General features: G+C 67.0%; 26 protein-coding genes and 1 tRNA gene. 24 read left to right on the forward strand and 3 right to left on the reverse strand.

Annotated features, from left to right (window positions below; all coding sequences use genetic code 11):
- Together VKF82_02035 and ligD (VKF82_02040) are read left to right on the forward strand one after the other, a co-directional pair.
- Positions 1-229, forward strand: a 229-nt coding sequence (locus VKF82_02035; protein HME80833.1) for a hypothetical protein, incomplete at its 5' end; no start/stop codon positions are given.
- Positions 226-1,812, forward strand: a complete 1,587-nt coding sequence (ligD, locus tag VKF82_02040) for a non-homologous end-joining DNA ligase (protein HME80834.1) — start codon at positions 226-228, stop codon at positions 1,810-1,812. The genes VKF82_02035 and ligD (VKF82_02040), both read left to right, overlap by 4 nt.
- Positions 1,813-1,829: 17 nt before the next feature.
- Here the strand turns inward: ligD (VKF82_02040) and ligD (VKF82_02045) are convergent, their stop codons facing one another.
- Positions 1,830-2,753 carry a non-homologous end-joining DNA ligase gene (ligD, locus tag VKF82_02045; protein ID HME80835.1) on the reverse strand — a complete coding sequence of 308 codons (924 nt, stop codon included), beginning with the start codon at positions 2,751-2,753 and terminating at the stop codon, positions 1,830-1,832.
- 52 nt (positions 2,754-2,805) lie between these two features.
- Here ligD (VKF82_02045) and VKF82_02050 point away from each other — a divergent pair, with 52 nt between their 5' ends.
- The 20 genes from VKF82_02050 (at position 2,806) to VKF82_02145 (ending at position 18,577) form a co-directional block, all read left to right on the forward strand.
- Positions 2,806-4,026 carry an FAD-dependent monooxygenase gene (locus VKF82_02050; GenBank protein ID HME80836.1) on the forward strand — a complete coding sequence of 407 codons (1,221 nt, stop codon included), beginning with the start codon at positions 2,806-2,808 and terminating at the stop codon, positions 4,024-4,026.
- 146 nt (positions 4,027-4,172) lie between these two features.
- Positions 4,173-4,246 (forward strand) — tRNA-Cys (locus VKF82_02055).
- Entirely contained in the window at positions 4,235-6,379 is a 2,145-nt protein-coding gene (gene recG / locus VKF82_02060) for an ATP-dependent DNA helicase RecG (protein ID HME80837.1), read from the forward strand. The genes VKF82_02055 and recG overlap by 12 nt, the downstream gene beginning before the upstream one ends.
- A gap of 67 nt (positions 6,380-6,446) precedes the next feature.
- A complete protein-coding gene (gene rsmD, locus VKF82_02065; protein HME80838.1) occupies positions 6,447-7,076 on the forward strand; it encodes a 16S rRNA (guanine(966)-N(2))-methyltransferase RsmD in 630 nt (209 codons plus the stop codon).
- Positions 7,076-7,609: a pantetheine-phosphate adenylyltransferase gene (gene coaD / locus VKF82_02070; protein HME80839.1), complete on the forward strand. Its 534-nt coding sequence runs from the start codon at positions 7,076-7,078 to the stop codon at positions 7,607-7,609. The genes rsmD and coaD overlap by 1 nt, the downstream gene beginning before the upstream one ends.
- A 4-nt stretch (positions 7,610-7,613) precedes the next feature.
- Positions 7,614-8,093, forward strand: a complete 480-nt coding sequence (locus VKF82_02075) for a hypothetical protein (GenBank protein HME80840.1) — start codon at positions 7,614-7,616, stop codon at positions 8,091-8,093.
- The gene (locus VKF82_02080) at positions 8,090-9,079 is read left to right on the forward strand and encodes a S16 family serine protease (protein ID HME80841.1); all 990 of its coding nucleotides are present in this window, start codon (positions 8,090-8,092) and stop codon (positions 9,077-9,079) included. Before VKF82_02075 ends, VKF82_02080 begins: the two co-directional genes overlap by 4 nt.
- A gap of 114 nt (positions 9,080-9,193) precedes the next feature.
- Positions 9,194-9,700 carry a DUF177 domain-containing protein gene (locus tag VKF82_02085; GenBank protein HME80842.1) on the forward strand — a complete coding sequence of 169 codons (507 nt, stop codon included), beginning with the start codon at positions 9,194-9,196 and terminating at the stop codon, positions 9,698-9,700.
- 5 nt (positions 9,701-9,705) lie between these two features.
- Positions 9,706-9,903: a 50S ribosomal protein L32 gene (gene rpmF / locus VKF82_02090; protein ID HME80843.1), complete on the forward strand. Its 198-nt coding sequence runs from the start codon at positions 9,706-9,708 to the stop codon at positions 9,901-9,903.
- A gap of 14 nt (positions 9,904-9,917) precedes the next feature.
- Positions 9,918-11,036, forward strand: coding sequence for a beta-ketoacyl-ACP synthase III (locus tag VKF82_02095; GenBank protein ID HME80844.1), 1,119 nt, complete (start codon positions 9,918-9,920; stop codon positions 11,034-11,036).
- 6 nt (positions 11,037-11,042) lie between these two features.
- The gene (fabD, locus tag VKF82_02100) at positions 11,043-12,029 is read left to right on the forward strand and encodes an ACP S-malonyltransferase (GenBank protein HME80845.1); all 987 of its coding nucleotides are present in this window, start codon (positions 11,043-11,045) and stop codon (positions 12,027-12,029) included.
- Positions 12,026-12,772 carry a 3-oxoacyl-[acyl-carrier-protein] reductase gene (gene fabG / locus VKF82_02105; protein ID HME80846.1) on the forward strand — a complete coding sequence of 249 codons (747 nt, stop codon included), beginning with the start codon at positions 12,026-12,028 and terminating at the stop codon, positions 12,770-12,772. The genes fabD and fabG overlap by 4 nt, the downstream gene beginning before the upstream one ends.
- 24 nt (positions 12,773-12,796) lie before the next feature.
- Positions 12,797-13,036 carry an acyl carrier protein gene (locus VKF82_02110; protein HME80847.1) on the forward strand — a complete coding sequence of 80 codons (240 nt, stop codon included), beginning with the start codon at positions 12,797-12,799 and terminating at the stop codon, positions 13,034-13,036.
- A gap of 49 nt (positions 13,037-13,085) precedes the next feature.
- On the forward strand, positions 13,086-14,384 hold the full coding sequence (ffh, locus tag VKF82_02115) for a signal recognition particle protein (protein HME80848.1): 1,299 nt from the start codon (positions 13,086-13,088) through the stop codon (positions 14,382-14,384).
- Between the two features lie 30 nt (positions 14,385-14,414).
- On the forward strand, positions 14,415-14,717 hold the full coding sequence (rpsP, locus tag VKF82_02120) for a 30S ribosomal protein S16 (protein HME80849.1): 303 nt from the start codon (positions 14,415-14,417) through the stop codon (positions 14,715-14,717).
- Positions 14,710-15,231, forward strand: a complete 522-nt coding sequence (locus VKF82_02125) for a KH domain-containing protein (GenBank protein ID HME80850.1) — start codon at positions 14,710-14,712, stop codon at positions 15,229-15,231. The genes rpsP and VKF82_02125 overlap by 8 nt, the downstream gene beginning before the upstream one ends.
- Complete coding sequence (gene rimM, locus VKF82_02130) at positions 15,228-15,743, forward strand: ribosome maturation factor RimM (protein HME80851.1); 516 nt, start codon at positions 15,228-15,230, stop codon at positions 15,741-15,743. The genes VKF82_02125 and rimM overlap by 4 nt, the downstream gene beginning before the upstream one ends.
- Before the next feature lie 22 nt (positions 15,744-15,765).
- A complete protein-coding gene (locus VKF82_02135) occupies positions 15,766-16,677 on the forward strand; it encodes a proline dehydrogenase family protein (protein HME80852.1) in 912 nt (303 codons plus the stop codon).
- Complete coding sequence (locus VKF82_02140) at positions 16,674-17,552, forward strand: dihydrodipicolinate synthase family protein (GenBank protein ID HME80853.1); 879 nt, start codon at positions 16,674-16,676, stop codon at positions 17,550-17,552. Before VKF82_02135 ends, VKF82_02140 begins: the two co-directional genes overlap by 4 nt.
- A 74-nt stretch (positions 17,553-17,626) precedes the next feature.
- Entirely contained in the window at positions 17,627-18,577 is a 951-nt protein-coding gene (locus VKF82_02145) for an NHL repeat-containing protein (protein ID HME80854.1), read from the forward strand.
- Between the two features lie 12 nt (positions 18,578-18,589).
- On the opposite strand, the gene VKF82_02150 is transcribed toward VKF82_02145, so the two are convergent.
- Positions 18,590-19,282, reverse strand: a complete 693-nt coding sequence (locus VKF82_02150; protein ID HME80855.1) for an alpha/beta hydrolase — start codon at positions 19,280-19,282, stop codon at positions 18,590-18,592.
- Between the two features lie 117 nt (positions 19,283-19,399).
- On the opposite strand from VKF82_02150, the gene VKF82_02155 reads away from it, so the two are divergent.
- Entirely contained in the window at positions 19,400-21,220 is a 1,821-nt protein-coding gene (locus tag VKF82_02155) for an exonuclease domain-containing protein (GenBank protein HME80856.1), read from the forward strand.
- Positions 21,221-21,364: 144 nt separating this feature from the next.
- Complete coding sequence (locus VKF82_02160) at positions 21,365-22,144, forward strand: hypothetical protein (protein HME80857.1); 780 nt, start codon at positions 21,365-21,367, stop codon at positions 22,142-22,144.
- Between the two features lie 3 nt (positions 22,145-22,147).
- Here the strand turns inward: VKF82_02160 and VKF82_02165 are convergent, their stop codons facing one another.
- Complete coding sequence (locus VKF82_02165) at positions 22,148-22,867, reverse strand: fumarylacetoacetate hydrolase family protein (protein ID HME80858.1); 720 nt, start codon at positions 22,865-22,867, stop codon at positions 22,148-22,150.
- Positions 22,868-22,884 lie beyond the last annotated feature (17 nt).

Raw genomic sequence — 22,884 nt, forward strand, 5'->3', positions numbered from 1 at the left:
GGCGGTCATGGCCAAACTCAAACCGCTGGCGACGGCGCGCTGTCCGTTCGATCCGCCGCCACCGCCGCCGCTGCCGAAGACGAGCCACTGGGTCCGGCCGAAACTCGTCGCCGAAGTGAAGTTCGGCGAGTGGACCGACGACGGGCTCTTGCGCCAGCCCGTCTTCCTGGGTCTGCGGACAGACAAAGATCCGAAGGACATCGTGCATGAGAGGCCGGTCGAACGATGAAGGGTTCGCTGCGAGAGTACAAGCGCAAGCGCGATTTCAAACAGACGAGCGAGCCCGCCGGTGCGGTAAAGGCGCGCGCGGGCAAGCGGCTGCGTTTCGTGGTGCAGAAGCACCGCGCTTCCCATCTGCATTACGATTTCCGTCTAGAGGCCGGCGGCGTTCTCAAGTCCTGGGCGGTGCCCAAAGGCCCGTCGCTGGACCCGGGGGAGAAGCGCTTGGCGATGCACGTCGAGGACCACCCGCTCGACTACTACGATTTCGAAGGCGTGATACCGCAGGGCAACTATGGCGCCGGCCAGGTGATCGTGTGGGACTACGGCTGGTACACGCTCGCGGAAGGCACCGACCCGGCGCGCGAGATCGCCAACGGCAAGATCAAGTTCATCTTGCACGGGCGCAAACTGCGCGGCATGTTCACCCTTGTGAAGATGCGCGGCCGCAGCGCCGGCGACAACGCATGGCTGCTGGTCAAAGACAAAGACGAGTACGCCGACCCGCATTGGGATGCCGAAAAGCATGTTCGCTCGGCGAAAAGCGGCCGCACGCTCGATGAAGTGGAGAAGAATCCGCGCGCTCGCACTTGGATCTCCAACCGCCCTGCCGCGCCGTCAAAGGCGCCAGCGGGGAAAGCGCGTGTAGCAAAACGCGCTACTACGGGTGTTGCGTTGCCCGCGTTGACCAATCTCGACAAAGTGCTTTGGCCCGACGACGGCTATACCAAGGGCGACTTGATCAAGTATTACCTCAGCGTCGCCCCGTGGCTGCTGCCGTATGTAAAGGATAGGCCCTTGACGCTGCAGCGCTTCCCGAACGGCATCAACGGCGTCTCGTTCTTCGAGAAGCAGGCGCCGCGCGGCGCGCCGGACTGGGTGGAGACGGTGAGCGTCCCGTCCACGTACGGCAAGCGCTCGAAGATCGACTACGTCGTGTGCAACGACGAGCGAACGCTTGCGTGGCTGGCGAATCTCGCGGCGATCACGCTGCACGCGTGGATCTCGAGCATCGGCTCGCTCGGCTCGCCGGATTTTTGCTTGCTGGATCTCGACCCGCAAGCGGGCTGCTCGCTTGCGGCGCTGGCCAAGGTCGCCCTGCAGCTGCGAGACGAGCTCGAGGCGTTGGGCATAGCGCCGGCGGTGAAGACGTCCGGCGGCAAAGGGCTGCACGTGATGTGGCGTCTGGCGCCGGATTACGACTACGCGGAGATCCGCCGGTTCACCGAGCTGACCGCGACGCGGCTGGCGGCCGTCATGGGCGATGCGATCACCATGGAACGCTCGATCAAGAAGCGCAAGCGCGGCAGCGTCTACATAGATTGGGCGCAGGTGGGCGAAGGCAAGACCATCGTCATGCCGTTCATCGTGCGGCCCAGGCCAAAGGCGCCTGTCTCGTGGCCGCTGGAATGGAACGACGTCGCGCGCATGGCGCGCTCGCGGGCAGCGGATATCTTCGCCGAAGCGGCGCGCTGGAACATCGCGACGGCGCCGGCGCTGCTCAAGAAGAGCGGCGACCGCTGGAAAGAGGCCCTGCGCAAACCGCAGCGTTTGGAACCGGCGCTCAAGAAGGCGCGCACGAGCTGGAGCTAGAGGTGACGGTCGTCGGGTCAGCGTCCGACGAACTTGTCGAGGCGGAAGCGGCCTCGCCGCGCCAGCATCGGTTTCCACAGATCGCCGAAGCGGCGCACTCGGGCCGGCACGTTACGCAGCGTGAAGTCGTCGATCGCGATGCCGCGCTCGATCTCTTCCCAGCGGACCGGTGTCGAGACTGCGGCGTGCTGCGTCGGACGCACTGAGTAGATGGAAGCCAACGTCCTGCCCCACGCGTTTTGGTTGTAGTCGACGAGCACTCTGCCGCGCGGCCGCTTCGACACGCGGTACTCGGCGGTGATGAGCTTGGGATAGGTCTTGGCAAGGCTTAACGCCAGCGCTTTAGCGAACGTCCAGACCTGCTTTTGCACCGGGCCGCGCACGATTGGCACGTAGACGTGGATGCCGCGCGAACCGGTCGTCTTGGCGTAACAGGGCATGTCGAGACCCTCGAGGGCGGTGCGCACCACCAGAGCCGTCTCGCGCACGTCGTCGAAATCCGCACCGGGAACGGGGTCCAAGTCGAAGTGGAGATAGTCCGGACGATCGACGTCGTCGCACGTCGCATACCACTGGTTGAGGTCGATGCATCCGAGATTGATCACCCACAGCAGCGACGCCAGGTCTTGGACCATCGGGAAGTCGATGACGTTGCCCGACGAGTGATCGATGCGGCAGGTCTCGATCCACTCCGGATGGGGCTGCGGGATGCGCTTCATGAAGAAGAACGGCTTGTTGATGCCGTTGGGATAGCGCTTCATGACCATCGCCCGGTCGCGCAGGTGCGGCAGCAGCACATCGGCGACGTCGGCGTAGTATTGCAGCAGTTCGCCTTTGGTGATACGCAGCTTCGGCCAGAACACCTTGCCGAGATTGGTGAGCGACACGGAGCGCCGGCCGATCGCCAGCGTGCAATCGCCAAGCGCGGGAAGGTAGGGCATCGGACGGGCTCGCAACCTTTCTGTCGATGGTAGCGTGGCGGCGCGGTTTCGCGTGAGCGCCCGAGTTCTCATCGTCGGCGCCGGCCCCGGCGGTCTGACGCTCGGGCTGCTCTTGGCGCGCGCCGGCGTCGCCGTCGAGGCGTACGAGCAGGCAGCGACGTTCGAGCGCGAATTTCGCGGCGAGAGCCTGCTGCCGAGCGGGCTGCAGATCCTCGAGGATCTCGGCCTTCGCGAACGGCTGGCGTCGCTCGAGCGAGCTTCTCCCACCGCCGTGCGGCTGCACATCGGGCGCAGCGGTATGGTCTACGACTCTCCGCCGCTGCGATCGGACGACGGCAGTCCGATCGTGACGTCGCTGCCGCAGCGTCAGTTGCTCGAGGCTCTCGCCGGCGAAGCGCGCGCGCTTCCCGGCTTTTCGTTGCGCATGGGCGCCGCCGTGCGCGAGCTGCTCGACGACGGCTGTTGCATCGCGGGCATCCGCAGCGGCGCGGACGAGGTGCGCGCCGATCTTGTCGTCGGCTTCGACGGCCGTTTTTCGGCCGTGCGGCGCAGCGCCGGGCTTGAAATGCGTGACGCGCATGTGGATTTCGACATCGCGTGGTGTGCGGTGCCGCGGTTTGCGGACGCATCGGACCGATACGAGGCGACGATCCGCGGACGCGAAGTGTGTTTTTGGTATCCGACGGGCTCGGTCACGCGCGTCGGCTTGCTGCTGCGCAAAGGCGAGTTCCAAGCGCTACGAGCCGCCGGTTTCGACCGCTTCCGAACCCGCCTCATGGCCGCGACGCTGGGCCCGCTGCAGGCGTCGCTGTCGGCGGCGCTTCGGTCGTGGGGGGACGTCACGTTGCTGCCTGCGGTCAGCGAAATGGCACCGCGCTGGTGGCGGCCGGGGCTGATCGTGCTCGGTGACGCCGCACATCCGATGTCCCCGGTCGGAGCACAGGGCATCAACGTCGCCCTGCAAGACGCGGTCGTCGCGGCCCGCCATCTGCTTCCAGCCATGGAGCTGACGAAATCATTCGACCGTCGCGAGGCGATCGACGCAGCGCTGGCGGCGATCGAGCGCGAGCGGCGGCCCGCCGTGGCGCGGATCGCGCGCGCCCAGAACCTGTTGCCGCGTCTGATGTCGCTTTTGGGTCCCGAGTCCAGCGTGCGCTTGGCGATCGCGCTATTCGGGCCGCTGGCGCGAAGCGGCTACCGGGCTACGCTCGCACGTGCGCTCATCGGGCGTTTCGTGTGGGGCGACACCGCCGTGAGAAAATCGCGGGCTTGATGATCCAAGAACGCCGGACGTCGTGTGCGAGAGGGTCCATCGACGCACGCGCCTAAACGCGAATCATCATTATATACGCATTCCTCAGAGCGCGCGCCGGACGTGCAAGAAACGTCCCGGAGCTCGCCGAAACCGCGCACGCTCGCGGCGACATAGCCAAGTGGTAAGGCAGAGCTCTGCAAAAGCTCCATCGCCGGTTCGACTCCGGCTGTCGCCTCCAGCCTCGCCGGATCCGCAAGCCGGGCAGAGCGCGCCCTTCACCGGTGCGCCGCTAACATCTCTAGGAACCCTCAAGCGGGCTACCGTCGAGCAGTTCGACCGGATGGGCGTCCGCACCGTGCTCGACCTGCTGCGCCACTACCCGTACCGGTACGAGGATCTTCGCTCTGCGGCGACCGTCGCTGCGCTTCGCGAGACGCGCGCAGCCGAGGGCGAGGTCAATCTGCTCGGCGTGATCCGCCAGGTCAAACACATCCGCTTGCGCGGCCGCGTGCGCGCCAAGACCACGGCGATCGTCGACGACGGCACGGGCACCATCACCGCGATCTGGTTCGGCCGCCCGTACTTGGGCTCGCAGCTGCGCGCCGGTCAGCGCATCTTCATGCGCGGGCGTGTCGAGCTCACGTTGACGGGCGTGCAGATGTTGGTGTCACGCCACCGCGTGGTTCCCGAGGAGGAGCCGTACAGCGGCGAGCTCGTGCCAATCTATCCGTTGACCACAGGTTTATCGAACCACATCGTGGTGCGCCTCGCCGCACGAGCCCTCTCACGCCTCGCGGCGAGCAAGAACGCCGACGCGCTTTTCGATCCGCTCCCGGCGGCGATCGCCGCGCGGCGCAAGTTCGCCGACGCGCGCTGGTCGCTGCGTGCGATCCACCAACCGGGCTCGCTCGAAGAAGCCGAGCGCGCGCGCGGCCGGCTGATCTTTGAAGAGTTCTTCTTGCTGGCATTGGCCGCCGCGCAGCGCCGGGCAGCGCGCATGGGCGAGCGCTCGCCCGATTTTTCGAAAGCATCGGCCCGGCACGCGGACGACTTCAACGCGGCGATCCGCTCGCTGCTGCCGTTCGACTTGACCGGAGCGCAGGCGCGCGTGATCGACGAGATCGTGAGGGACCTGGTCAAGCCCTCGCCGATGAATCGGCTGCTGCAAGGCGACGTCGGCTCGGGCAAAACTGCGGTCGCCGCTGCGGCGGTGCTGTTCGCGGTGCGCGCCGGCCATCAAGCCGCGTTCATGGCACCCACCGAAATCCTTGCGGCGCAACAGTTCAACACGCTCACGCGGCTGCTGTCCGCAGCCGGCGTGCGCGTCGCGATGCTGGTGGGCGCGCTGCGGCGCGCCACCCGAGATGACATCCTCGAGCAGCTGCGCCGCGGCGAGCTCGACGTCGTAGTGGGCACGCATGCGCTGCTGACCGAGGACGTCGAGTTTGCACGGTTGGGTCTGGTCGTGATCGACGAACAACATCGCTTCGGCGTGATGCAGCGCGCCGCGCTTCGTGCCAAGGGCAAACACGTCACGCCGCACACGCTGGTCATGACCGCGACGCCGATCCCACGCACCCTCGCACAGACCGTGTACGCCGACCTGGACATCTCGGTGATCGACGAGATGCCGCCGGGGCGCAAACCGCCGAAGACGTACGTGCGCGACGTCGCGAGCAAAGACAAGATCTTCGCGTTCATCCGCGATCAGGTGGCGCAAGGGCGGCAGGCGTACGTCGTGTGTCCGGCGATCGACGAGTCGGACCGCGCGTTGCACACGGCGGTCAAGCAGGCGGAAGAGCTGCGCGCCGACGCGTTCAAAGGACTGCGCGTGGGGCTGCTGCACGGCAAGATCGGCGGCCACGAGAAAGAGAAGATCATGCGCATGTTCGCGGACGGGTTCTTGCAGATCCTGATCGCGACCACGGTCGTGGAGGTCGGCGTCGACGTGCCCAACGCGACGGTGATGCTCGTGTTCGACGCGCAGTCCTTCGGGTTGGCGCAGCTCCACCAGCTGCGCGGCCGCGTCGGCCGTGGAGCCGCAGCCTCGTACTGCATCCTCGTCGCCACGGACGATTCAGAGGAGACCGCCCGGCTGCATATCTTGGAGAAGACCAACGACGGTTTTGCGATCGCCGAGGAAGACGCGAAGATCCGCGGTTCGGGCGATCTGCTCGGCACCCGCCAGCACGGCATGGCGGACTTCCGCCTCGCGCATCTGGTGCGCGATTACCCGGTGTTCCTCGACGCCAAAAAGGAAGCGGATGCGCTGATCGCGCGCGACCCCAGGCTGGAGCGCGCCGAAAACGCGCGCCTGGCGGCATTCTTGGCCGCGCAAGACACGGACACCGCGCTGCGCGCCACCTCGTAAGAGCGCTCGAAAGCTCGGCTTGGCCCTACCTTAAGGAGAGCACCGCGCTGGCGTCCAATCCCAGCGTATGCGACTTGCAGGCGGCAGCCGGGCTCGGACCACGCTCTCGGCGCCCAAGGGCGCCAAGACGCGTCCGACCGGCGCGAAAGTGCGCGAGGCGATGTTCGCCATCTTGGCGCAACGCGTCGAGGGCGCGCGCGTCCTCGACCTGTTCGCCGGTTCCGGAGCGCTCGGTCTCGAGGCGATGTCGCGCGGCGCCGCATCGGTGGTCTTCGTCGACAACGACGCGAACGCGGTGATGACCATCCGGCGCAACGCCGTGCGGGTCGTGCCCGACAGCGACCGCTGGCGCATCATGCCCATGCACGCGCTGCGCGCGCTGCGCACGCTGCGCGGCTCCTTCGACATCGTGCTGGTCGATCCGCCATACGAGCGCGGCGCGCTCGACGAGTTGCGTCTGATGATGCAAAAGACGCTGCTCGGCGAAGAGGGCATCGCGGTCATCGAGCACCCGAGCTCCGACAAGCCCGATCTGCCCGATTCGCTCGAAGTCGTCAAACGCGCGAAATACGGCGACACGTCGCTGACGTTCGCCGTGTGCAAGCGCGGCAAAGGCGTCGCGGCAGACGGCGCCGCGCGCGCGGCTGCCGTCCGTGCGCCGCGTGCCGCCAGGCGTTCGTCGCGGGGGAACCGCTGATGGCGCGGGCGCGCACGCGCGCCGTCGCTGCACCGCGCGATGGATTCGTCGTCGTCTACCCGGGCAGCTTCGATCCGGTGACGTTCGGCCACCTCGACATCGTGCGCCGCGCCGCCGCGCAGTTCCCACGCGTGATCGTGGCCGTCGTGGCCAATCCCAGCAAAACGCCGATGTTCACGTTGGCCGAGCGCGTCGCCATGCTGCGCGATGCGTGCGCCGGCATCCGCAACGTCGAAGTCGATTCGTTCGCCGGCCTGCTCGTCGAATACGTGCGCTCGGCCGGACCGGCGCTGATCGTGAAGGGCTTGCGGATCGTGTCTGACTTCGAGCACGAGTTCTCGATGGCGCTGCTCAACCGCAAGCTGCGCGGCGGCGCGGACACGATCTTCATGCCGGCGAGCCCGGAGTTCGCCTACGTGTCTTCGTCGTCGGTCAAAGAAGTGTTCTCTCTCGGCGGCGACATCGCCGAGTTCGTGCCGCCTTCGGTCCTGCGCCGCATGCGCGCGCATCGCGCCAAGGGGAAGAAGAGGTGATCGCATGAGCGTCTACACCGTCATCGACAAGCTCGAGAGCTCCATCAAAGAAGGCATCTGGCTGCCGTTCGGCGCGCGCATCGTGAGCCAGGACCGGCTGCTCGACTTGGTCGAGAAGCTGCGCTCGACCCTGCCCGACGAGGTGAGCCGGGCGAAGGCGGTGACGAAAGAAAAGGACCGGCTGATCGAGGGCGCAAGATCGGAAGCAGCCGCGCTTGTCGCGCAGGCGTCGACGACCAAGACTCAGCTGCTCGACGAGTCGGACATCACGCGGCAGGCGCAGGAACGCGCCGCGCAGATCATCTCACAAGCCGAGGCACACGCGCGCGAAGTGCGCCGCGGCGCGGACCAGTATGCCGACGGCGTGCTGGCGGCGCTCGACACGAGCTTGGGCAGTGCGCTGGCCGCCGTTCACAAGGGCCGTGAGCAGCTCGCGACGAGCCTGTCAAGCAACGGCGAGGCGAAGGCGCGCGACCGTTCGTGACGGGAGATCCCGAAGAAAAGCATACGCGGCTGCGGCTGCTCGGCGCGGCCGCGATCGGCCTCATCGTCGGGCTGGCGGCGTTTTTGATCCCGCTGCCGGTTCTGGTGTTCGGACCCGGTGACGCGGTCGACCTCAATGGGCTCGTCGCCGTGCCCGGGCACTCGCCGCCGCCGGGAATACTCTACCTCACCGATGTGAAGGTGATGCCGGGCCGGCCGGCGTTCTATCTAGCAGCCAAAGTGCTGCCCGGATTTGAGATCGTGCCGCGCCGGGACTTCGCCGGCAACGACAACGACACGCAGTTCGACCGCGAGCTCGAAGACGCGATGAAGGAAAGCCAGAAGGTCGCCCAGATCGTGGCCGAGCGCGCGGCGGGTCTGCCGGTCAAGACGGCGACGACGACGAAGATCGTGGAGATCAAGGCCGGCATGCCTGCGGCAGGCTGCTTCAAGACCGGCGACACGATCGCGTCGATCGACGGCCGCACGCCCGACGGGGTCGAGGCGATCGCCGCGGCCGCGGGGAGAAAGCCGGTCGGGTCGACGTTCGCGTTCAAGATCGAGCGCGACGCCAAGCCGGTGGAGGTCGCCTGCCACACCGCGCTCTACAAAGGAAAGCCGCTGTTCGGCATCATCGTGTCGGCGAACACCACGCTGGTATCGCTGCCGGTGCACGTGGAGTACAAGGTCAAAGACATCAACGGCTCGTCGGCGGGTCTGATGTTCGCGCTGCAGATCTACCGCTCGCTGACGGGCACGCCGCTCGCGGGCGGCACGCAGATCGCCGGCACCGGCGTGCTGGCAGCCGACGGCGCGGTCCTGCCCGTCGGCGGCGCGATCGAGAAGCTGCGCGCGGCCATCGATCGCGGCGCGAAGATCTTCTTAGTGCCAAAGGCCGACTACCCGTCTATCTCAGGCATCCACGGCATCAGGATCTTGGCGGTGAGCTCGTTTGACGATGCGCTCGCGCAGCTGCGCCGGTACTGAGGCGTTGTCCCGCAGGGAAGCACATTTGACAGGGTGGAGCGCCTTTTCTATAATGATGCAAGTCAAATCGATGGCCCGTCATCAGGACGGGCTTTCGCGTGCGCAGGCATCCCCGTGAAAATCTCAGTAGAACGGCTCTTTGGCCACGACGTCGAGGCCATCGAGATCGACCAGCATGTCCGGCTCGACGGCGACCTGGCCCGGCGTTATCCCGACGGGGTGCGCCTGCGCGCGGCGATCAGGCGCATGCAGCGCGGCGTGTACATGGAGGGCGAAGTCGCCGGCCGCGAAGCGGAGACGTGCGTGCGCTGCCTCGAACCGTTCGTGCGCGAGGCGCGCATCGAGATCGCCGAGGCCTTCAGCGAAGACGTCAGCCCGCAGGACGCGCAGTTCGCGGATCTGGCGCCGCTGGTGGATCGGACGATCGACGTCAGCGAGCTCGTCGAGCAACTGCTCGAAGTCGACGAGCCGATGGCAGCGATCTGCGAGCCGCGATGTCGCGGCATATGCCCGCACTGCGGTGCGAACAGGAATCGCGAGCAATGCGCCTGCCATGAAGATCAGATCGACGAACGTCTGGCCGGCCTGGCAAAATTGATGCAAGAACCCGGAGTGAATTGAAGACGATGGCGAATCCGAAACAAAAACGCAGCAAATCGAATACGCGGACCCGGCGCGCGACGTGGAAGACCAAAGCGCCGGCGCTCTCGACCTGTCCGCAGTGCCACCAGCCGCGCCGGCCGCACTTCGCGTGCCCGAACTGCGGCCACTACAACGATCGCATCGCGATCGCGCAAAAGGATGAGGCCAAGCCGGCCGGCTAGGCCTGCACGCAATAATGAACTACGGCGTCACGATCAGCGGAGTCGGCGCATACGCGCCGCCCGGCGTCCTCACCAACGAGGACCTCGAGAAGCTCGTGGACACGAGCGACGAGTGGATCGTGCAACGCACGGGCATGCGGCGCCGGCATATCGCAGCTCCCGATGAAGCGACTTCGGATCTCGCGATTCCCGCGGCGTTCGCCGCGCTCGACGCCGCCAAGCGGGCGCCCAGCGACATCCAGTGCGTCATCGTGGCGACAGCGACGCCGGATTATCTGTTTCCGGCCACCGCATGCATCGTCGCCGCGCGTCTGGGCATCCCGGGCGCGGCGGCCTTCGACGTGTCGATCGGCTGCTCGGGTTTCGTCTACGCGCTGACCACCGCCGCGGCGCTCATCCGTTCCGGCGTCTACGAGCGCATCTTGGTCATCGGTGCAGAGACGCTGTCGAAACTGGTCGACTATACGGATCGCGCGACGTGCGTCTTGTTCGGGGACGGCGCCGGCGCGGTCGTGGTCGAGCGCTCGGATGAGGATTGCTTTCTCGGCAGCGAGCTCGGCGCCGAAGGCTCCGACCCGAGCGTGCTGTACCTGCCCGGCGGCGGCAGCCGCAACCCGCTCAATCGCGCGCTCAACGGGTACGTCGGGAACGGTCGAGCGAGTGACGGTCGAATGAATTCGACCGCTACAAGTGCGGCGAAGGGGAATGGGGCGGCGCACGAGCGCTTGGGCTATATCCAGATGCAGGGCCAGGCGGTCTTCAAGTTCGCGGTTCAGCAGATGGCGGGCTCGGTGCAGACCGCGCTTGCCAAAGCCGGCCTCACGCCGGCCGACGTCGACTTCGTCGTGCCCCATCAGGCCAACAAGCGCATCGTCGACGCGACGATGAAGATGCTGGCGCTGCCGCTCGAGCGCTGTATCACCAATATCGACGAGTACGGCAATACGTCGTCGGCGTCGATCCCGCTCGCGCTGGCCGACTCGATCCGCGCAGGCCAGATCAAGAAGGGCAACGTGGTCGTGTTCGTGGCGTTCGGCGCCGGGCTGTCGTGGGGCGCTGTGGTGTGGCGCTGGCTGGGCGCGCCGGTCGGCGACGCGCGCGCGGCGGCACCGGCAAGCGCGGCACAAGCCTAAGCCGGCATGCCGACGCTCGGTGTCATCTTCCCCGGCCAGGGGTCGCAGAGCGTCGGGATGGGCGTCGACGTCGCCGAGCGCTTTCCCGTCTCGCGCGAGTGCTTCGCGCGCGCTTCCAAGATCCTCGGCTACGATCTGCTCGAGCTGTGCCGCAATGGCAGCGACGAGCAACTGCGCGAGACGCGCGTCGGCCAGCCGGCGATCTTCACCGCCAACGTCGCCATCTGTCGCGCGGTCGAGACGCTCGGCCTGACGCCGATCGTGTCCGCGGGCCACTCGTTCGGCGAATACTGCTCGCTCACGATCGCCGGGTCGCTCACCTTTGACGAAGCCGCGCGGCTGGTGAACGAGCGCGGCTTAGCCATGGGTGCTGCAGCCGATGAAGCGCCGGGCAGCATGGCTGCCGTGATCGGCTTCGATCAGGCGCGCGTCGCTGAGATGTGCGCGCAGGCCCGGCAAAGCAGCGGCGCCCGCGTCGATCTCGCCAACCTCAATGCGCCCATCCAGATCGTCGTCTCCGGCGATGAGGCCGGCGTCAACGCGCTGTGCGAGCTGGCAAAGGAGGCCGGCGCGAAGCGCGTCGTCACGCTCAACGTGTCGGGCGCCTGGCACAGCGAGCTGATGCGTCCGGCGGTCGCGCGCTTCAGCGCGTTCGTCGAGTCCGCGCGCATCGCGTTGCCGGCATTCGAGGTCATCAGCAACGTCGAGGTCGAGCCGTATCGATCGGTCGAGCAGATCCGGCGCTGTCTCATCGCCAGTCTGGTCTCGCGCGTGCGCTGGCACGAGACGGCCGTGGCGCTAGCGGCGCGCAAACCGGACTTTATCATCGAATGCGGCGCCAGCGCCGTGCTCGCTCCCATGATGCGCCGCTTGCCCGGCGTGGACGCGGAGCGCGTGATCCATGTCGCGGACGCGCAGGGCGTCGCAAAGCTCGCGCAGGCCGCCGGCGTCGCGCCGCGCGGCCAGGACACGGTCGGGAGCTCCCCGCTGTGACTCGCACGCTCGAAGGCAAGACGGCTCTCGTCACGGGCGCGGGGACAGGCATCGGCCGCGCCATCGCGCACGCGTTCGCGCAGGCGGGCGCGGCGGTCGTGCTCGCAGGCCGGCGCCGCGAGCCGCTCGAGGCGGTCAGGCAGGAGGTCGAGGGAGCCGGCGGAATGGCGCACGTGCACGTGGCTGACGTTTCGCTGCAACCCGAGGCAGCGCAGCTCGTCGCCGCGGCGGTCAAAGCTTTGGGCCGTCTCGATGTCCTCGTCAACAACGCCGGGCGCACCTACGATCAGCTCATCTTGCGCATGAAATGGGATGAGCTCGACAAGACCCTGGCGACCAACCTGCAGTCGATGTTCTACACCTGTGCGGCAGCGGGAAAGGTCATGATAGGTCAGAAAAGCGGCTCGATCATCAATGTCACTTCCGTCGTGGCATTGACGGGAAATGCGGGGCAGAGCGCGTATGTCGCCTCGAAGGCCGGCGTGATCGGGCTTACGAAGTCGCTCGCGCAGGAGTTCGGGTCGCGCAACGTGCGCGTCAACGCCGTCGCTCCCGGATTCATCGAGACGGAGATGACCGCGTCGCTGCCCGACGCGCTCAAGCAGCAATACATGGGTCGCGTGCCGCTTCGCCGGTTTGGCAGCCCCGACGAGGTCGCTCGCGTGGCGGTGTTCTTGGCCAGCGACGCCGCGGCATACATGACCGGCCAGACGCTGGCCGTCGACGGCGGCCTGCACATGTAGTTCTATGGAGGTCATAAAAACCTGATGTCAGTCTTCGAGAAAGTGAAGAAGACCATCGTCGAGCAGCTCGGCGTCGAGGAAAGCGAAGTGACGATGGATGCGTCGATCACCGACGACCTCGGCGCGGATTCGCTCGACCAGGTGGAGCTCGTGATGGCGCTGGAGACCGAGTTCAATCTCGACATCCCCGATGAGGAGGCCGAGAAGATCAAGACGGTCGGCGACGCCGTCAAGTACATCGAAGAGGTCACCGAAAAGGCGTGACGGTCGCGCGCGGTTCCGCCCCGCTTCCGCACCCGCGCTAGCTAGGTCCATGCTCGAATCTCTATCCGGTCGCCTGTCGGCGATCTTCGCACGGTTGCGTTCCCGCGGCAAGCTGAGCGAAGCGGACGTCTCGGAGGTGCTCCGAGAGGTCCGCATCGCGCTGCTCGAAGCAGACGTCAATCTGGGCGTGGTGAAGGACTTCATCGCCTCGATCCGGCCGCGCGCCGTGGGCGCAGAGGTGCTCGAGTCGATGACGCCCGCGCAAGCCGTGATCGCGATCGTGCGCGACGGGTTGGTCGAACTGCTCGGCGCGCGTCTCGATCCGGTGCATTTCGAAGGCACGGGTGCGACCACGGTGATGCTGGCCGGGCTACAGGGCAGCGGCAAGACGACGCATGCCGCCAAGCTCGCGCTCTTGTGGAAGAACGAGGGCCGGCGGCCGCTGCTCGTGGCCTGCGACGTGCACAGGCCGGCGGCCGTCGAGCAGTTGCGCATGCTCGGCGCCCAGATCGACGTGCCGGTCTACGCGGAGGACGGCGCGAGCGACGCGCCCGGGATCGCCGCGCGCGCGCTCGAGCAGGCGCGTGCCGCGGGCAACGCGGTCGTCGTCTTCGACACCGCCGGCCGGCTGCAGATCGACGAACCGATGATGGCCGAGCTCGAGCGCGTGAAGGCCGCGATCCGGCCGTCCGAGACGCTGCTCGTCGTGGACTCGATGACCGGTCAAGAGGCGGTCAACGTCGCGCAGGTCTTCGACCGGCGCATCGGCCTGACGGGCACGATCCTCACCAAGCTGGACGGCGACAGCCGCGGCGGCGCCGCGCTCTCCATCCGGGCTGTGACGGGCAAGCCGGTCAAGTTCATCGGCGTCGGCGAAAAGGTGACCGCGCTCGAGCCCTTCCACCCCGACCGTCTGGTGTCGCGCATCCTCGGCATGGGCGACATGCTCACGCTCATCGAGAAGAGTCAGCGCGTTTTTGACGAACGTCAAGCCAAAGAGCTCGCCACCAAGATCCGCACAGCGAGCTTCACCCTGGCGGACTTCCTGGACCAGCTGCGCCAGCTCAAACGCATGGGCTCGGTGCAGGACCTGCTTCGGATGATCCCGGGGATGGGGAAGCTCGGCGCCGTGCGCGACATCGACGATTCCGAGGTGGCGCGCGTCGAGGCGATCATCTTGTCGATGACGCCGAAGGAGCGAGCCGATCCGCGCGTTCTCAACGCCAGCCGCCGGCGGCGCATCGCGGCCGGCAGCGGCAGGACCGTCCAAGACGTGAATCGATTGATCAAACAATTCGAAGCGTCGCAGAAGATGATGAAGACGCTGGGCCGCGGGCGCGGCCGCTAGACCATCGCGAGAGCGATCAGAGGAGAGACATTGGCCGTCAAGATCAGACTGCGCCGCACGGGCGCGAAAAAACAGCCTTCATATCGCGTCGTCGTCGCCGACTCGGCGTCGCCCCGCGACGGACGTTTCATCGAGATCATCGGGCACTTCAACCCACGCCGCGAACCCGCCGAGCTCGTGCTCGACGAGGACAAAGTCAAACACTGGCTGGGCAACGGCGCGCAGCCCTCGGACACCGTAGCGCGGCTGCTGGCCGCAAAGGGACTGTACGACAAGGCGAAAGTGCCGATGCGCAAACCGCGCGAGAAGCGCAAAGGAAAGTCAAATGCCTGACCGTCCGCCGGAGTTCACCGACATCGATCTGGATGACGAAGACGATCACGCCGCGACCGATCCGGCGCCCGTGCCCGCCGAGCCCGCTGATCTGGACGACGCTGACATCGATCTTGACGGCGATGAGGACGTAGACGAGGACGATGCGGAGGGCGACGACGAGGAGACCGGCGACGCGGACGTCGACCTCGATGAGGGCGCGGCGCCGGCGCCACAGGCGTCGCGTGCACCCTACGATGAGGATGACGAGGAGGAGCACGATGTCCGCGACGGCATCCAGCGGGCCGCGGCCGTGCTGAAGTACATCGTCGAGAACATCGTCGACGAGCCCGACCAGATCTCGATCGGCGCGACCGAGGACGACCGCGGGCCGGTCTTGCTCTTGCGCGTCGCCGAAGACGACCGCGGCAAGGTGATCGGCCGCCAAGGCCGCATCGTCCAAGCGATCAGGACGGTGGTCAAAGCGGCGACCATCGGCACGGGCGAGAAGGTCAGCGTCGAAATCATCGATTGAGCGGCGCCGACCGGGATGCACAGGTGCTGGTCGGCCGAGTGGTCGGGGTGTTCGGATTGCGCGGCGACGTCAAGGTCGCCGCTTCTTTTTTGGAGCTGCGCCCAGGGTTGGCGCTGACCGGCCGCGCCCCCGGGCAAGATGCGCGCACGCTGATCATCGAGCGCGTGCGGCCTGCGACCGGCCACGTGCGGGTGCTGTTCGAAGGGGTGACCGACGCGGACCAGGCGCAGGCGCTGCGCGGCACGACGCTGCACGCGCGAGCCGCCGATCTGCCGCCGCTGCCGGCCAATGCGTATCGCGAATCAGAACTTGTCGGTATGACGGTGACCGACGCCCGCCTTGGCGAACTCGGCGCTGTGGTCGGCGTCGCCCGCTATCCCGGCGCGGATATGCTCGTGGTCGGGCCCAAGCGCGCGCTGGTGCCGATGCTCGAAGCGTACGGCCTGACTGTCGACCGGGTCGCGAGAGTGATAACGACGCGTCTGCCGGCGGGTTTCGAGGACTTGTTGTGATGCTGTTCGCGGAGCCGCTGCGATGATGCGCGCGGCGCTGCTGCGCGCGGCGGACAACCGCGGGCTGCAGCATCTCATCATGCGCCATGGCCGGCGCTTCGGCGCCTACCGCTTCGTCGCGGGTGAGACCGTCGATGAGTTCATGGATGCCGTGCGGGAGACCAATCGGGCCGGCATGCGCGTCGCCGCCGGGCTGCTGGGAGAAGACGTGCGCAGCGGCGAGGACGCGGCCGGCGTGGCGAACGCCTACCGCGCGCTGATCGACCGGTTCGCCGCCGACCGTGCCGACGCCAACGTCGCCCTTAAGCTGACGCATCTCGGGCTGCCGATCGCTGCCGACCTAGCGGCCGGCAATCTCGACTCCGTCCTCGCCAAGGCCGCCGAGCATGGCAGCTTCGTGCGCATCGACATGGAGCAGTCCGAGCATACCGATGCGACGCTTGCCATCTATCGGGAACTGCGGGCGCGAGGGATCGACAACGTCGGCGCGGTGCTGCAGGCGTACCTGTACCGTTCGGAGGCCGACCTGCGCGCGCTGCTGCCGCTTCAGCCGAGCCTGCGAATCGTCAAGGGCGCGTATCTGGAGCCTGCATCGATCGCATTTCCGCGCAAGCTCGACGTCGACCGCAATTACGTGCGCCTACTCGAGCTGTGCTTGCGCGAAGGCCGGTTCACGGCGATCGCGACCCACGACGACGCCATCATCGCGCACGCGATCGAGTTCATCCGGCGCGAGGCGATCGCGCACGACCGCTTCGAGTTCCAGATGCTCTACGGCGTGCGCCCACGGCTGCAGGCGGATCTCGTGCGGCGCGGGTACGGCTTGCGAATCGCGGTGCCGTTCGGTTCGCAGTGGTATCCGTATTTCATGCGCAGGCTCGCGGAGCGGCCGGCCAATGTCATGTTCATGCTGCGCTCGATGTGGCGGGGATGAGCGAGCACCTCACGCGCGGCATCAACTGCGCGAGCCTCACGCCGCTCGGCGCGGACGGCAGCGTCTGCATCGATCTGCTGATCGCCCACTGCCGCTGGTTGTTGGACGAAGGCTGCGAGAGCATCGTGCTGCTCGGCACCACCGGCGAGGCGAACTCGTTCACGACGGCAGAGCGCCAGGCGATCCTGGAAGGCGTGCTCGAGCGCGGCATCGCGCCGGACACGTTGATCGTCGGCACGGGCTGCTGCGCGGTCGGCGACACCGTGGCGCTGACCAAGCACGCGCTGGCATGCGGGGTCGTGCGCGTGCTGATGCTGCCGCCATTCTACTATAAGAACATCGAGGAGAATGGCGTCGTCGCTTCGTTTTCGCGCGTTATCGAGGCGGCCGGCGAGGAGCGCCTGCGCCTGTACCTCTACCAGATCCCGCAACTTACCGGCGTTTCGCTCGTGCCGACGGTGATCGAAGCATTGCTCGAGACATATCCACAGGTCGTCGCCGGGATCAAAGATAGCTCGGGCGATTGGAACGGCATCGCGACCTTATGCGCGCGCTTCGGGGAGCGGATGGATGTGCTGGTCGGCAGCGAGCGATATCTGCTGCCGGCGCTGCGCGCCGGGGCGAGCGGCTGCGTCACCGCCACCGCCAATGCACATCCTGCGATGATCAGCGAGCTGTATCGCAACGCAGTCCGGGAGGACGCGGACGCGCGCCAAGAAGAGGTCGCCGCCGCGCGCGCGATCTTCGAGGAGTTTCCGATGATCGCGGCGCTCAAAGAAGTCACGGCTGTCCGCACCGGCGACGCGCGCTGGCGCAACCTGCGCCCACCGCTCACACCGCTCGACGCCGCGCGCGCGCAGCGCCTCGCGCGTTAGGCGCGCCAGCGGAGGAGTGTCCCGCGTGGCGCCGAAGGGCGGCTTATCGAACGCCTCTTCTGACGGGAGCTGTGATGAGACTTGCACGGATCGCCCTATGTTTCGGTGTACTCGTCGGCCTCGCCGCCTGCAGCTCGTCGTCGTCGACGACGATCAACATGCCGGCGGCGCAGACGATCTACGTGGGCAATGACGGCCCCACGAAGAGCATCGAGACGTTTTCCACCCTTGCCAGCGGCAATGCGACTCCGACAACGACCATCACCGGCGCGCTGACGACCGTCGCGAGCCCGCTTGGCATCGCCGTCGACAGTGCGGGCTTCATTTATGAGGCCGAGTTCGGCCACCCCATCATCAACGTCTTCAGCCCTGGTTCCACCGGTAACGTCGCCCCGGTGCGCACGATCACGAGCGTGAGCTCTCCGCTGGGTCTTGCGGTCGACGCAGCAGGCGATCTGTTCGTCGCCGATCGAGGCGCCGTCAACGTGAAGGTCTACGGGCCGGGCGCGACCGGCGCGGCCGTTCCGTTGCGGACGATCTCCGTCGCCGCGGCGGGCATGACCGATATCAGCTATCTCTGTCTCGATAACGCAGGCAATCTGTATGTCGGCGGGGAGAGCAGCGCCCACATCGCGGTCTATCCCGCCGCGACGGCGAGCGGTAACCCGGTGCCGCTTCATAACATCTCCGGTGCGGCGACGGGCCTCCTGAATCCCTACGGGATGTCCACCGACGCGCTCAATAACCTATACGTCGCCGACTACGGCACCCAGAAGGTGAGCGTGTTCCCGCTCGGAGCCGACGGGAATGTGGCGCCGGCCCGGACCATCACCAGCTCCGGCCCCGCGTTCGTGAACATCTACGGTACCGCGATCGACAACCGCGGGAACCTCTACGTCAACGACAACAACACGAACACGATCTTTGTCTTCCCGCCGACCGCGAGCGGCGCAACGGCTCCGACGGCGACGATCGTGGGAGCCGGCACGGGCTTGTCCAATCCGTGGGGACTGGCGATCCACTAAGACTACGCGATACTAGTTCGTCGTCCTCAGGAACGCCTCGATCGCGGGATTCACGAGATCGGGGCGTTGCGCCATCGCCAGGTGGCCGGCGCCGGGTACCTCGAGAAGTTGACTGCTGCCGAGGTGCTCGTGCAAGTAGCGCGAGTATTTCGGCGGTGTCAGCCCGTCTTCGCCGCCGACGACGATCAACGTCGGCGCGGCGACTCCTGGTAGCCGCGGCATGATGTCAAACTCGTTGCACGCCGCGTAGTCGGTACGCGTCGCCCTTTGACCTACCGTCTCGTGCCACTGCTGCACCCGCTGACGCAATTCGGCTGGCGCGTTCGCCGACAGCGCGTAATCCACGAGCGCCGGAATGCATGCAGGCCATTGGCGGTCGAGCATATCGAAGATGGCCTGGCCGACACGTAGGCGGGCGCCGGTGCCGATCAGGATGAGGCCGGCCGCGTGGTCCGGATAGCGCAGCGCCCACTCCATGGCGATCGCTCCGCCCAGCGAGTTGCCCCCCACGACTGCTTTGCCTGCGCCCGCGCCGCGGATCGAACGTCCCAGCCAATCGGCCATGTCGCCGACGCTCGCGAGCGGCTCGCCGTCCGGGTGCCCGGGCAGCGACAGCGCGACCGAGCCTGGGAACGCCTCGACTTGCGCGCGGAAGCTATCCTGCGTGTAGCCCGAGCCGTGGACCCAGTACAGGCGTTGCAGCATCCGCGCGGGTTCGGGCGTCGCGAGGTCCGGTCCGCTCCTGGCCGTCGAATGAATTCGACCCCTCCATAGGCGCAAATCCCAGGACATCGTACACATGTTCGACGAACCTACGTTCGCATGCTGGACGTCGCGGGCGCTGTCGCGTTCGAGAAGCTTGACCTCTGGTCGTGCCCATTTGCCGTGATCGATATCGAGACCACCGGCAGCGTCGCGGGCAAGCATGCGGTCACCGAGATCGCGATGGTCCACGTCGTCGAGGGCCGGCTCGCCAAACGCTGGCGCTCGTTCGTCAATCCACGCCAGCCGATTCCGCGTTTCATCACCGCGCTCACCGGCATCACCGATGAGATGGTCGCGGGAGCTCCGCTCATCGGCCGGCTGCTGCCCGACGTCGTCGATTTCATCGGGGACGCGATCGTCGTCGGCCACAACGTGCGCTTCGACGCGGGTTTCATCGAGCACGAGCTGCGCGCGCACGGCTATCCGGGCCTTGCCAATCCGACCGTCGACACGCTCGTGCTCGCGCGGCGCACGATCGCCGAGGTCGCCAACTACCGGCTCGGCACCCTGACGCGCGAGTTGGGGATCGACGTCGAGCGCCATCATCGCGCGCTCGCAGATGCGACGGCGACCGCGCAACTGCTCGTCCACTGCATCCGCAAGCTCGAAGATCACGGCGTTTTCACATACGGCTCGCTGCTCGAGTACTTGCGCACGCGCGCCCAGCCCCGCCGGCGCCCGTCCTCCGCGCGCAGCTATCCTCCGGCCGCGCAACTGCCGGTTTGGACCTCGATCCTGCTCGACGAGCTGGCGCACGTGCCTTCCAAACCCGGCGTTTACCTGCTCAAGGATGCGGGCGACAGCGTCGTCTACGTCGGCAAGTCGCGCAATCTGCGCCAGCGCCTGCGCGCGTACGCCACGGCCGGCGCGCCCGCGGGCGCCAAGCTGCAAGCGCTGCGCGGCGTCGTGGCGTCTTTCGACTATCTGGTCACGGGCTCGGAATTCGAGGCGTTGCTGCTCGAAGCGCAACTGGTGCGCCAGCACAACCCGCCGTTCAACGCCTTGCTGCGCAACTTCAAGGAGTTCGCGTTCATCAAACTCGAGCGGGGGCATCACGGCCGCGTGCTGACGACCACCCGGCTGGCGGCCGACGGGGCGCAGTACTACGGCCCGTATCGGAGCATGGCGGCCGCGCGCGCCGCGGTGGCTGCGCTGCAAGACGCGCTCGGCTTGCGCGGCGTCGACGCTCCGTCGGACGACGGACTGGCGCTGCCGCCCGGACGGGCCGAGGCGCTGGTGGACGAGGCGATCGCGTTCTTGGAAGGTACCGCGGACGACGTGCTGCTGTGCACGGCGCGCCGGCGCGACGAGGCGGCGGCCCGGGGCCGGCATGACGTCGCCGCGCGCGAAGAGCAGCGCCTTGAGCGCCTGCGCCGCTTGCGCGCGAGCCACGCCAGTCTCGAATTCGCTGCCGGTCTTAACGTGCTCGTCCTGGCCCCATCGACCGATCCGGCGCTGGAGCAGTGCTATCTGTTCTGCGGCGGGCGCCTGGCCGGCCGCTGCGGCCTGCCGCGACGCCTACCGCAGCGCGACGCGGCCCGTGCGGCGCTCGCGCAGCTGCTGCGCGAACGCTACAAACCGACGACGGCGCCTCATTCGTTCATGCGCCAAGAGGAGATCGATCAGATCTCGATCCTCGCGACGTGGTATCGCGAGCGCCGCGAAGGTCTCTCGTACGTCGATCTGCCCGGCATCGATCCAACCGAGAGCACGGCAGCCGGCTGGGCCGCCGCTATCCTTGACGGGCAGGCGCTAGACGTGGGTTGGGAAGTACCAAAGAATCAGGGCGAACAACAGCGCGAAGCCGGCCGCCAAGAAATAGAACAGGGCGGCTGCCCCGTTGTCATCGGCGACGCGGTGCTCGACATGGCTGGTTGAGATGTGTGCTGACATGGCTGAAATATCATCTCCTGCCGGCGCGCCCACAGCTATGACCAGGCTCACGTCTAGCGGAGGCGTGACGAGCCGGTCCGTCGTAGTAACCGTGACGGGGTTGCAGCTTCCCTAGGAATTCCACGCCGCATGAAGACTCGCATCATCCTCCTCGCCGCCATCTTGACCCTCGCGCCGATCGCCGCCGCGGCAATACCGCACGCGCCGGCTCCGGTCGATGCGCAGACCAAGGACATGCTGCTGCCGCAAGGGACGTTCGTCCGCGTCCGCATCTTGAACCAGATGTCGTCGCAGTACAGCCACGCCGGCGACCCCTTCTCGTGGGTCGTCTCCGACGATATCCTCGTCGGCAAGCGAGTGGTGATCCCCGCCGGCACGATCGGATTCGGCAGATTGTCCAAAGTGATTCCCGCACACGGCGGCAACCAGCCCGGCTACATGGTCCTCACCTTCTACCCGATCGCGCTGACGGATGGCGGCAGAGTCGACGTCGCCATCACCAAGGCCAGCATCGTCCTCGATTCAAACACCAAGAACGGGTATGCGCCCGCCGCCGACGACGTCGCGAACATGATGTTGCCATACTTCTTCCTGATCGACGCCTTCCGCAAAGGCCCCGACATGACGATACCAAAGAACGCGGTGTTCCACGTCGGGGTGTTGGAAGACGTCTTCGTACAGCCTGCCGCCGTCGCTATCTCGGCGACGCCGCCGCCCGCGCCGACGCCCGGTCCGCCAGCCGGCGGTACGATGGCGACAAGTTCATCGGCGCCGGCTTCGGGTTCGCCCACCGCGTCACCCGATATTCCGGCGGGCGCGACCGCGCCCGTCCACGCGACGCCGCACCCGGCCGCGACTCCGACTCCTGCGGCGTCGGCGACCCCCGCAGCCCTTTCTTCGCCGAAGTAGCGTTCACACGACCCGGTTGGTCAGGGTGCCGATGCCCGCGATCTCCACGCTCACCTGATCGCCGCGCTGCATCGGTCCGATGCCTGACGGCGTGCCGGTCGCGATGACGTCGCCCGGTTCGAGCGTGAACGCGGCGCTGATGTACTCGATGAGCGTCGGGACGTCGAAGATCAGTTTGCTCGTCGGGCAATCCTGTCTGAGCGTTCCATTGAGCGACGTGCGCACGCGCAGCGCGGCCGGGTCGAGCCCCGTGACGATCCACGGACCAAGCGGCGCGAACGTGTCGAATCCTTTCGCGCGCGCCCACTGGCCGTCGCTCTCCTGCAGATCGCGCGCGGTGACATCGTTGCAGACCGTGTAGCCGGCGACGACGTCGAACGCCTGCGACTTGGGCACGCCATGGCAGCGCTTGCCGATGACCACGGCGAGCTCGCCTTCGTAGTCGACACGCCGGCTCTGGGATGGATACACGATGTCGCCGTCCGGATCGTTGAGCGCGGACGGAGCTTTGAGGAACAGCAGCGGTTCTTTCGGCAGCGCGTTGCCGAGCTCGGCCGCGTGATCGGCGTAGTTGCGGCCGACCCCGATGATCTTGGACGGGACGCACGGCGCGAGCAGCTTGACGCGCGCCAGCGGCCAGCGCTCGCCGCCGGCGACGGCGCTATCATCTTCGATAGTGCCGCTCTTGATGCGGCCGTCGATGGCGAATCGTACCAGTCTCATGAACGGCGTTTGCGCGC

Source organism: Candidatus Eremiobacteraceae bacterium, assembly GCA_035314825.1.
Taxonomy (GTDB): Bacteria; Vulcanimicrobiota; Vulcanimicrobiia; order Eremiobacterales; family Eremiobacteraceae; genus JAFAHD01.

What these genes read in the sequence shown, in the direction of transcription:
- VKF82_02150 (HME80855.1), bottom strand. Translation starts at nt 19,282, where the DNA reads ATGCTGCAACGCCTGTACTGGGTCCACGGCTCGGGCTACACGCAGGAT.
- VKF82_02075 (HME80840.1), top strand. Translation starts at nt 7,614, where the DNA reads ATGAGCGTCTACACCGTCATCGACAAGCTCGAGAGCTCCATCAAAGAA.
- rpmF (HME80843.1), top strand. Translation starts at nt 9,706, where the DNA reads ATGGCGAATCCGAAACAAAAACGCAGCAAATCGAATACGCGGACCCGG.
- VKF82_02165 (HME80858.1), bottom strand. Translation starts at nt 22,867, where the DNA reads ATGAGACTGGTACGATTCGCCATCGACGGCCGCATCAAGAGCGGCACT.
- VKF82_02135 (HME80852.1), top strand. Translation starts at nt 15,766, where the DNA reads ATGATGCGCGCGGCGCTGCTGCGCGCGGCGGACAACCGCGGGCTGCAG.
- ffh (HME80848.1), top strand. Translation starts at nt 13,086, where the DNA reads ATGCTCGAATCTCTATCCGGTCGCCTGTCGGCGATCTTCGCACGGTTG.
- VKF82_02160 (HME80857.1), top strand. Translation starts at nt 21,365, where the DNA reads ATGAAGACTCGCATCATCCTCCTCGCCGCCATCTTGACCCTCGCGCCG.
- VKF82_02155 (HME80856.1), top strand. Translation starts at nt 19,400, where the DNA reads ATGCTGGACGTCGCGGGCGCTGTCGCGTTCGAGAAGCTTGACCTCTGG.
- coaD (HME80839.1), top strand. Translation starts at nt 7,076, where the DNA reads ATGGCGCGGGCGCGCACGCGCGCCGTCGCTGCACCGCGCGATGGATTC.
- fabD (HME80845.1), top strand. Translation starts at nt 11,043, where the DNA reads ATGCCGACGCTCGGTGTCATCTTCCCCGGCCAGGGGTCGCAGAGCGTC.
- ligD (HME80834.1), top strand. Translation starts at nt 226, where the DNA reads ATGAAGGGTTCGCTGCGAGAGTACAAGCGCAAGCGCGATTTCAAACAG.
- VKF82_02095 (HME80844.1), top strand. Translation starts at nt 9,918, where the DNA reads ATGAACTACGGCGTCACGATCAGCGGAGTCGGCGCATACGCGCCGCCC.
- rsmD (HME80838.1), top strand. Translation starts at nt 6,447, where the DNA reads ATGCGACTTGCAGGCGGCAGCCGGGCTCGGACCACGCTCTCGGCGCCC.
- ligD (HME80835.1), bottom strand. Translation starts at nt 2,753, where the DNA reads ATGCCCTACCTTCCCGCGCTTGGCGATTGCACGCTGGCGATCGGCCGG.
- VKF82_02110 (HME80847.1), top strand. Translation starts at nt 12,797, where the DNA reads ATGTCAGTCTTCGAGAAAGTGAAGAAGACCATCGTCGAGCAGCTCGGC.
- VKF82_02145 (HME80854.1), top strand. Translation starts at nt 17,627, where the DNA reads ATGAGACTTGCACGGATCGCCCTATGTTTCGGTGTACTCGTCGGCCTC.
- VKF82_02125 (HME80850.1), top strand. Translation starts at nt 14,710, where the DNA reads ATGCCTGACCGTCCGCCGGAGTTCACCGACATCGATCTGGATGACGAA.
- VKF82_02140 (HME80853.1), top strand. Translation starts at nt 16,674, where the DNA reads ATGAGCGAGCACCTCACGCGCGGCATCAACTGCGCGAGCCTCACGCCG.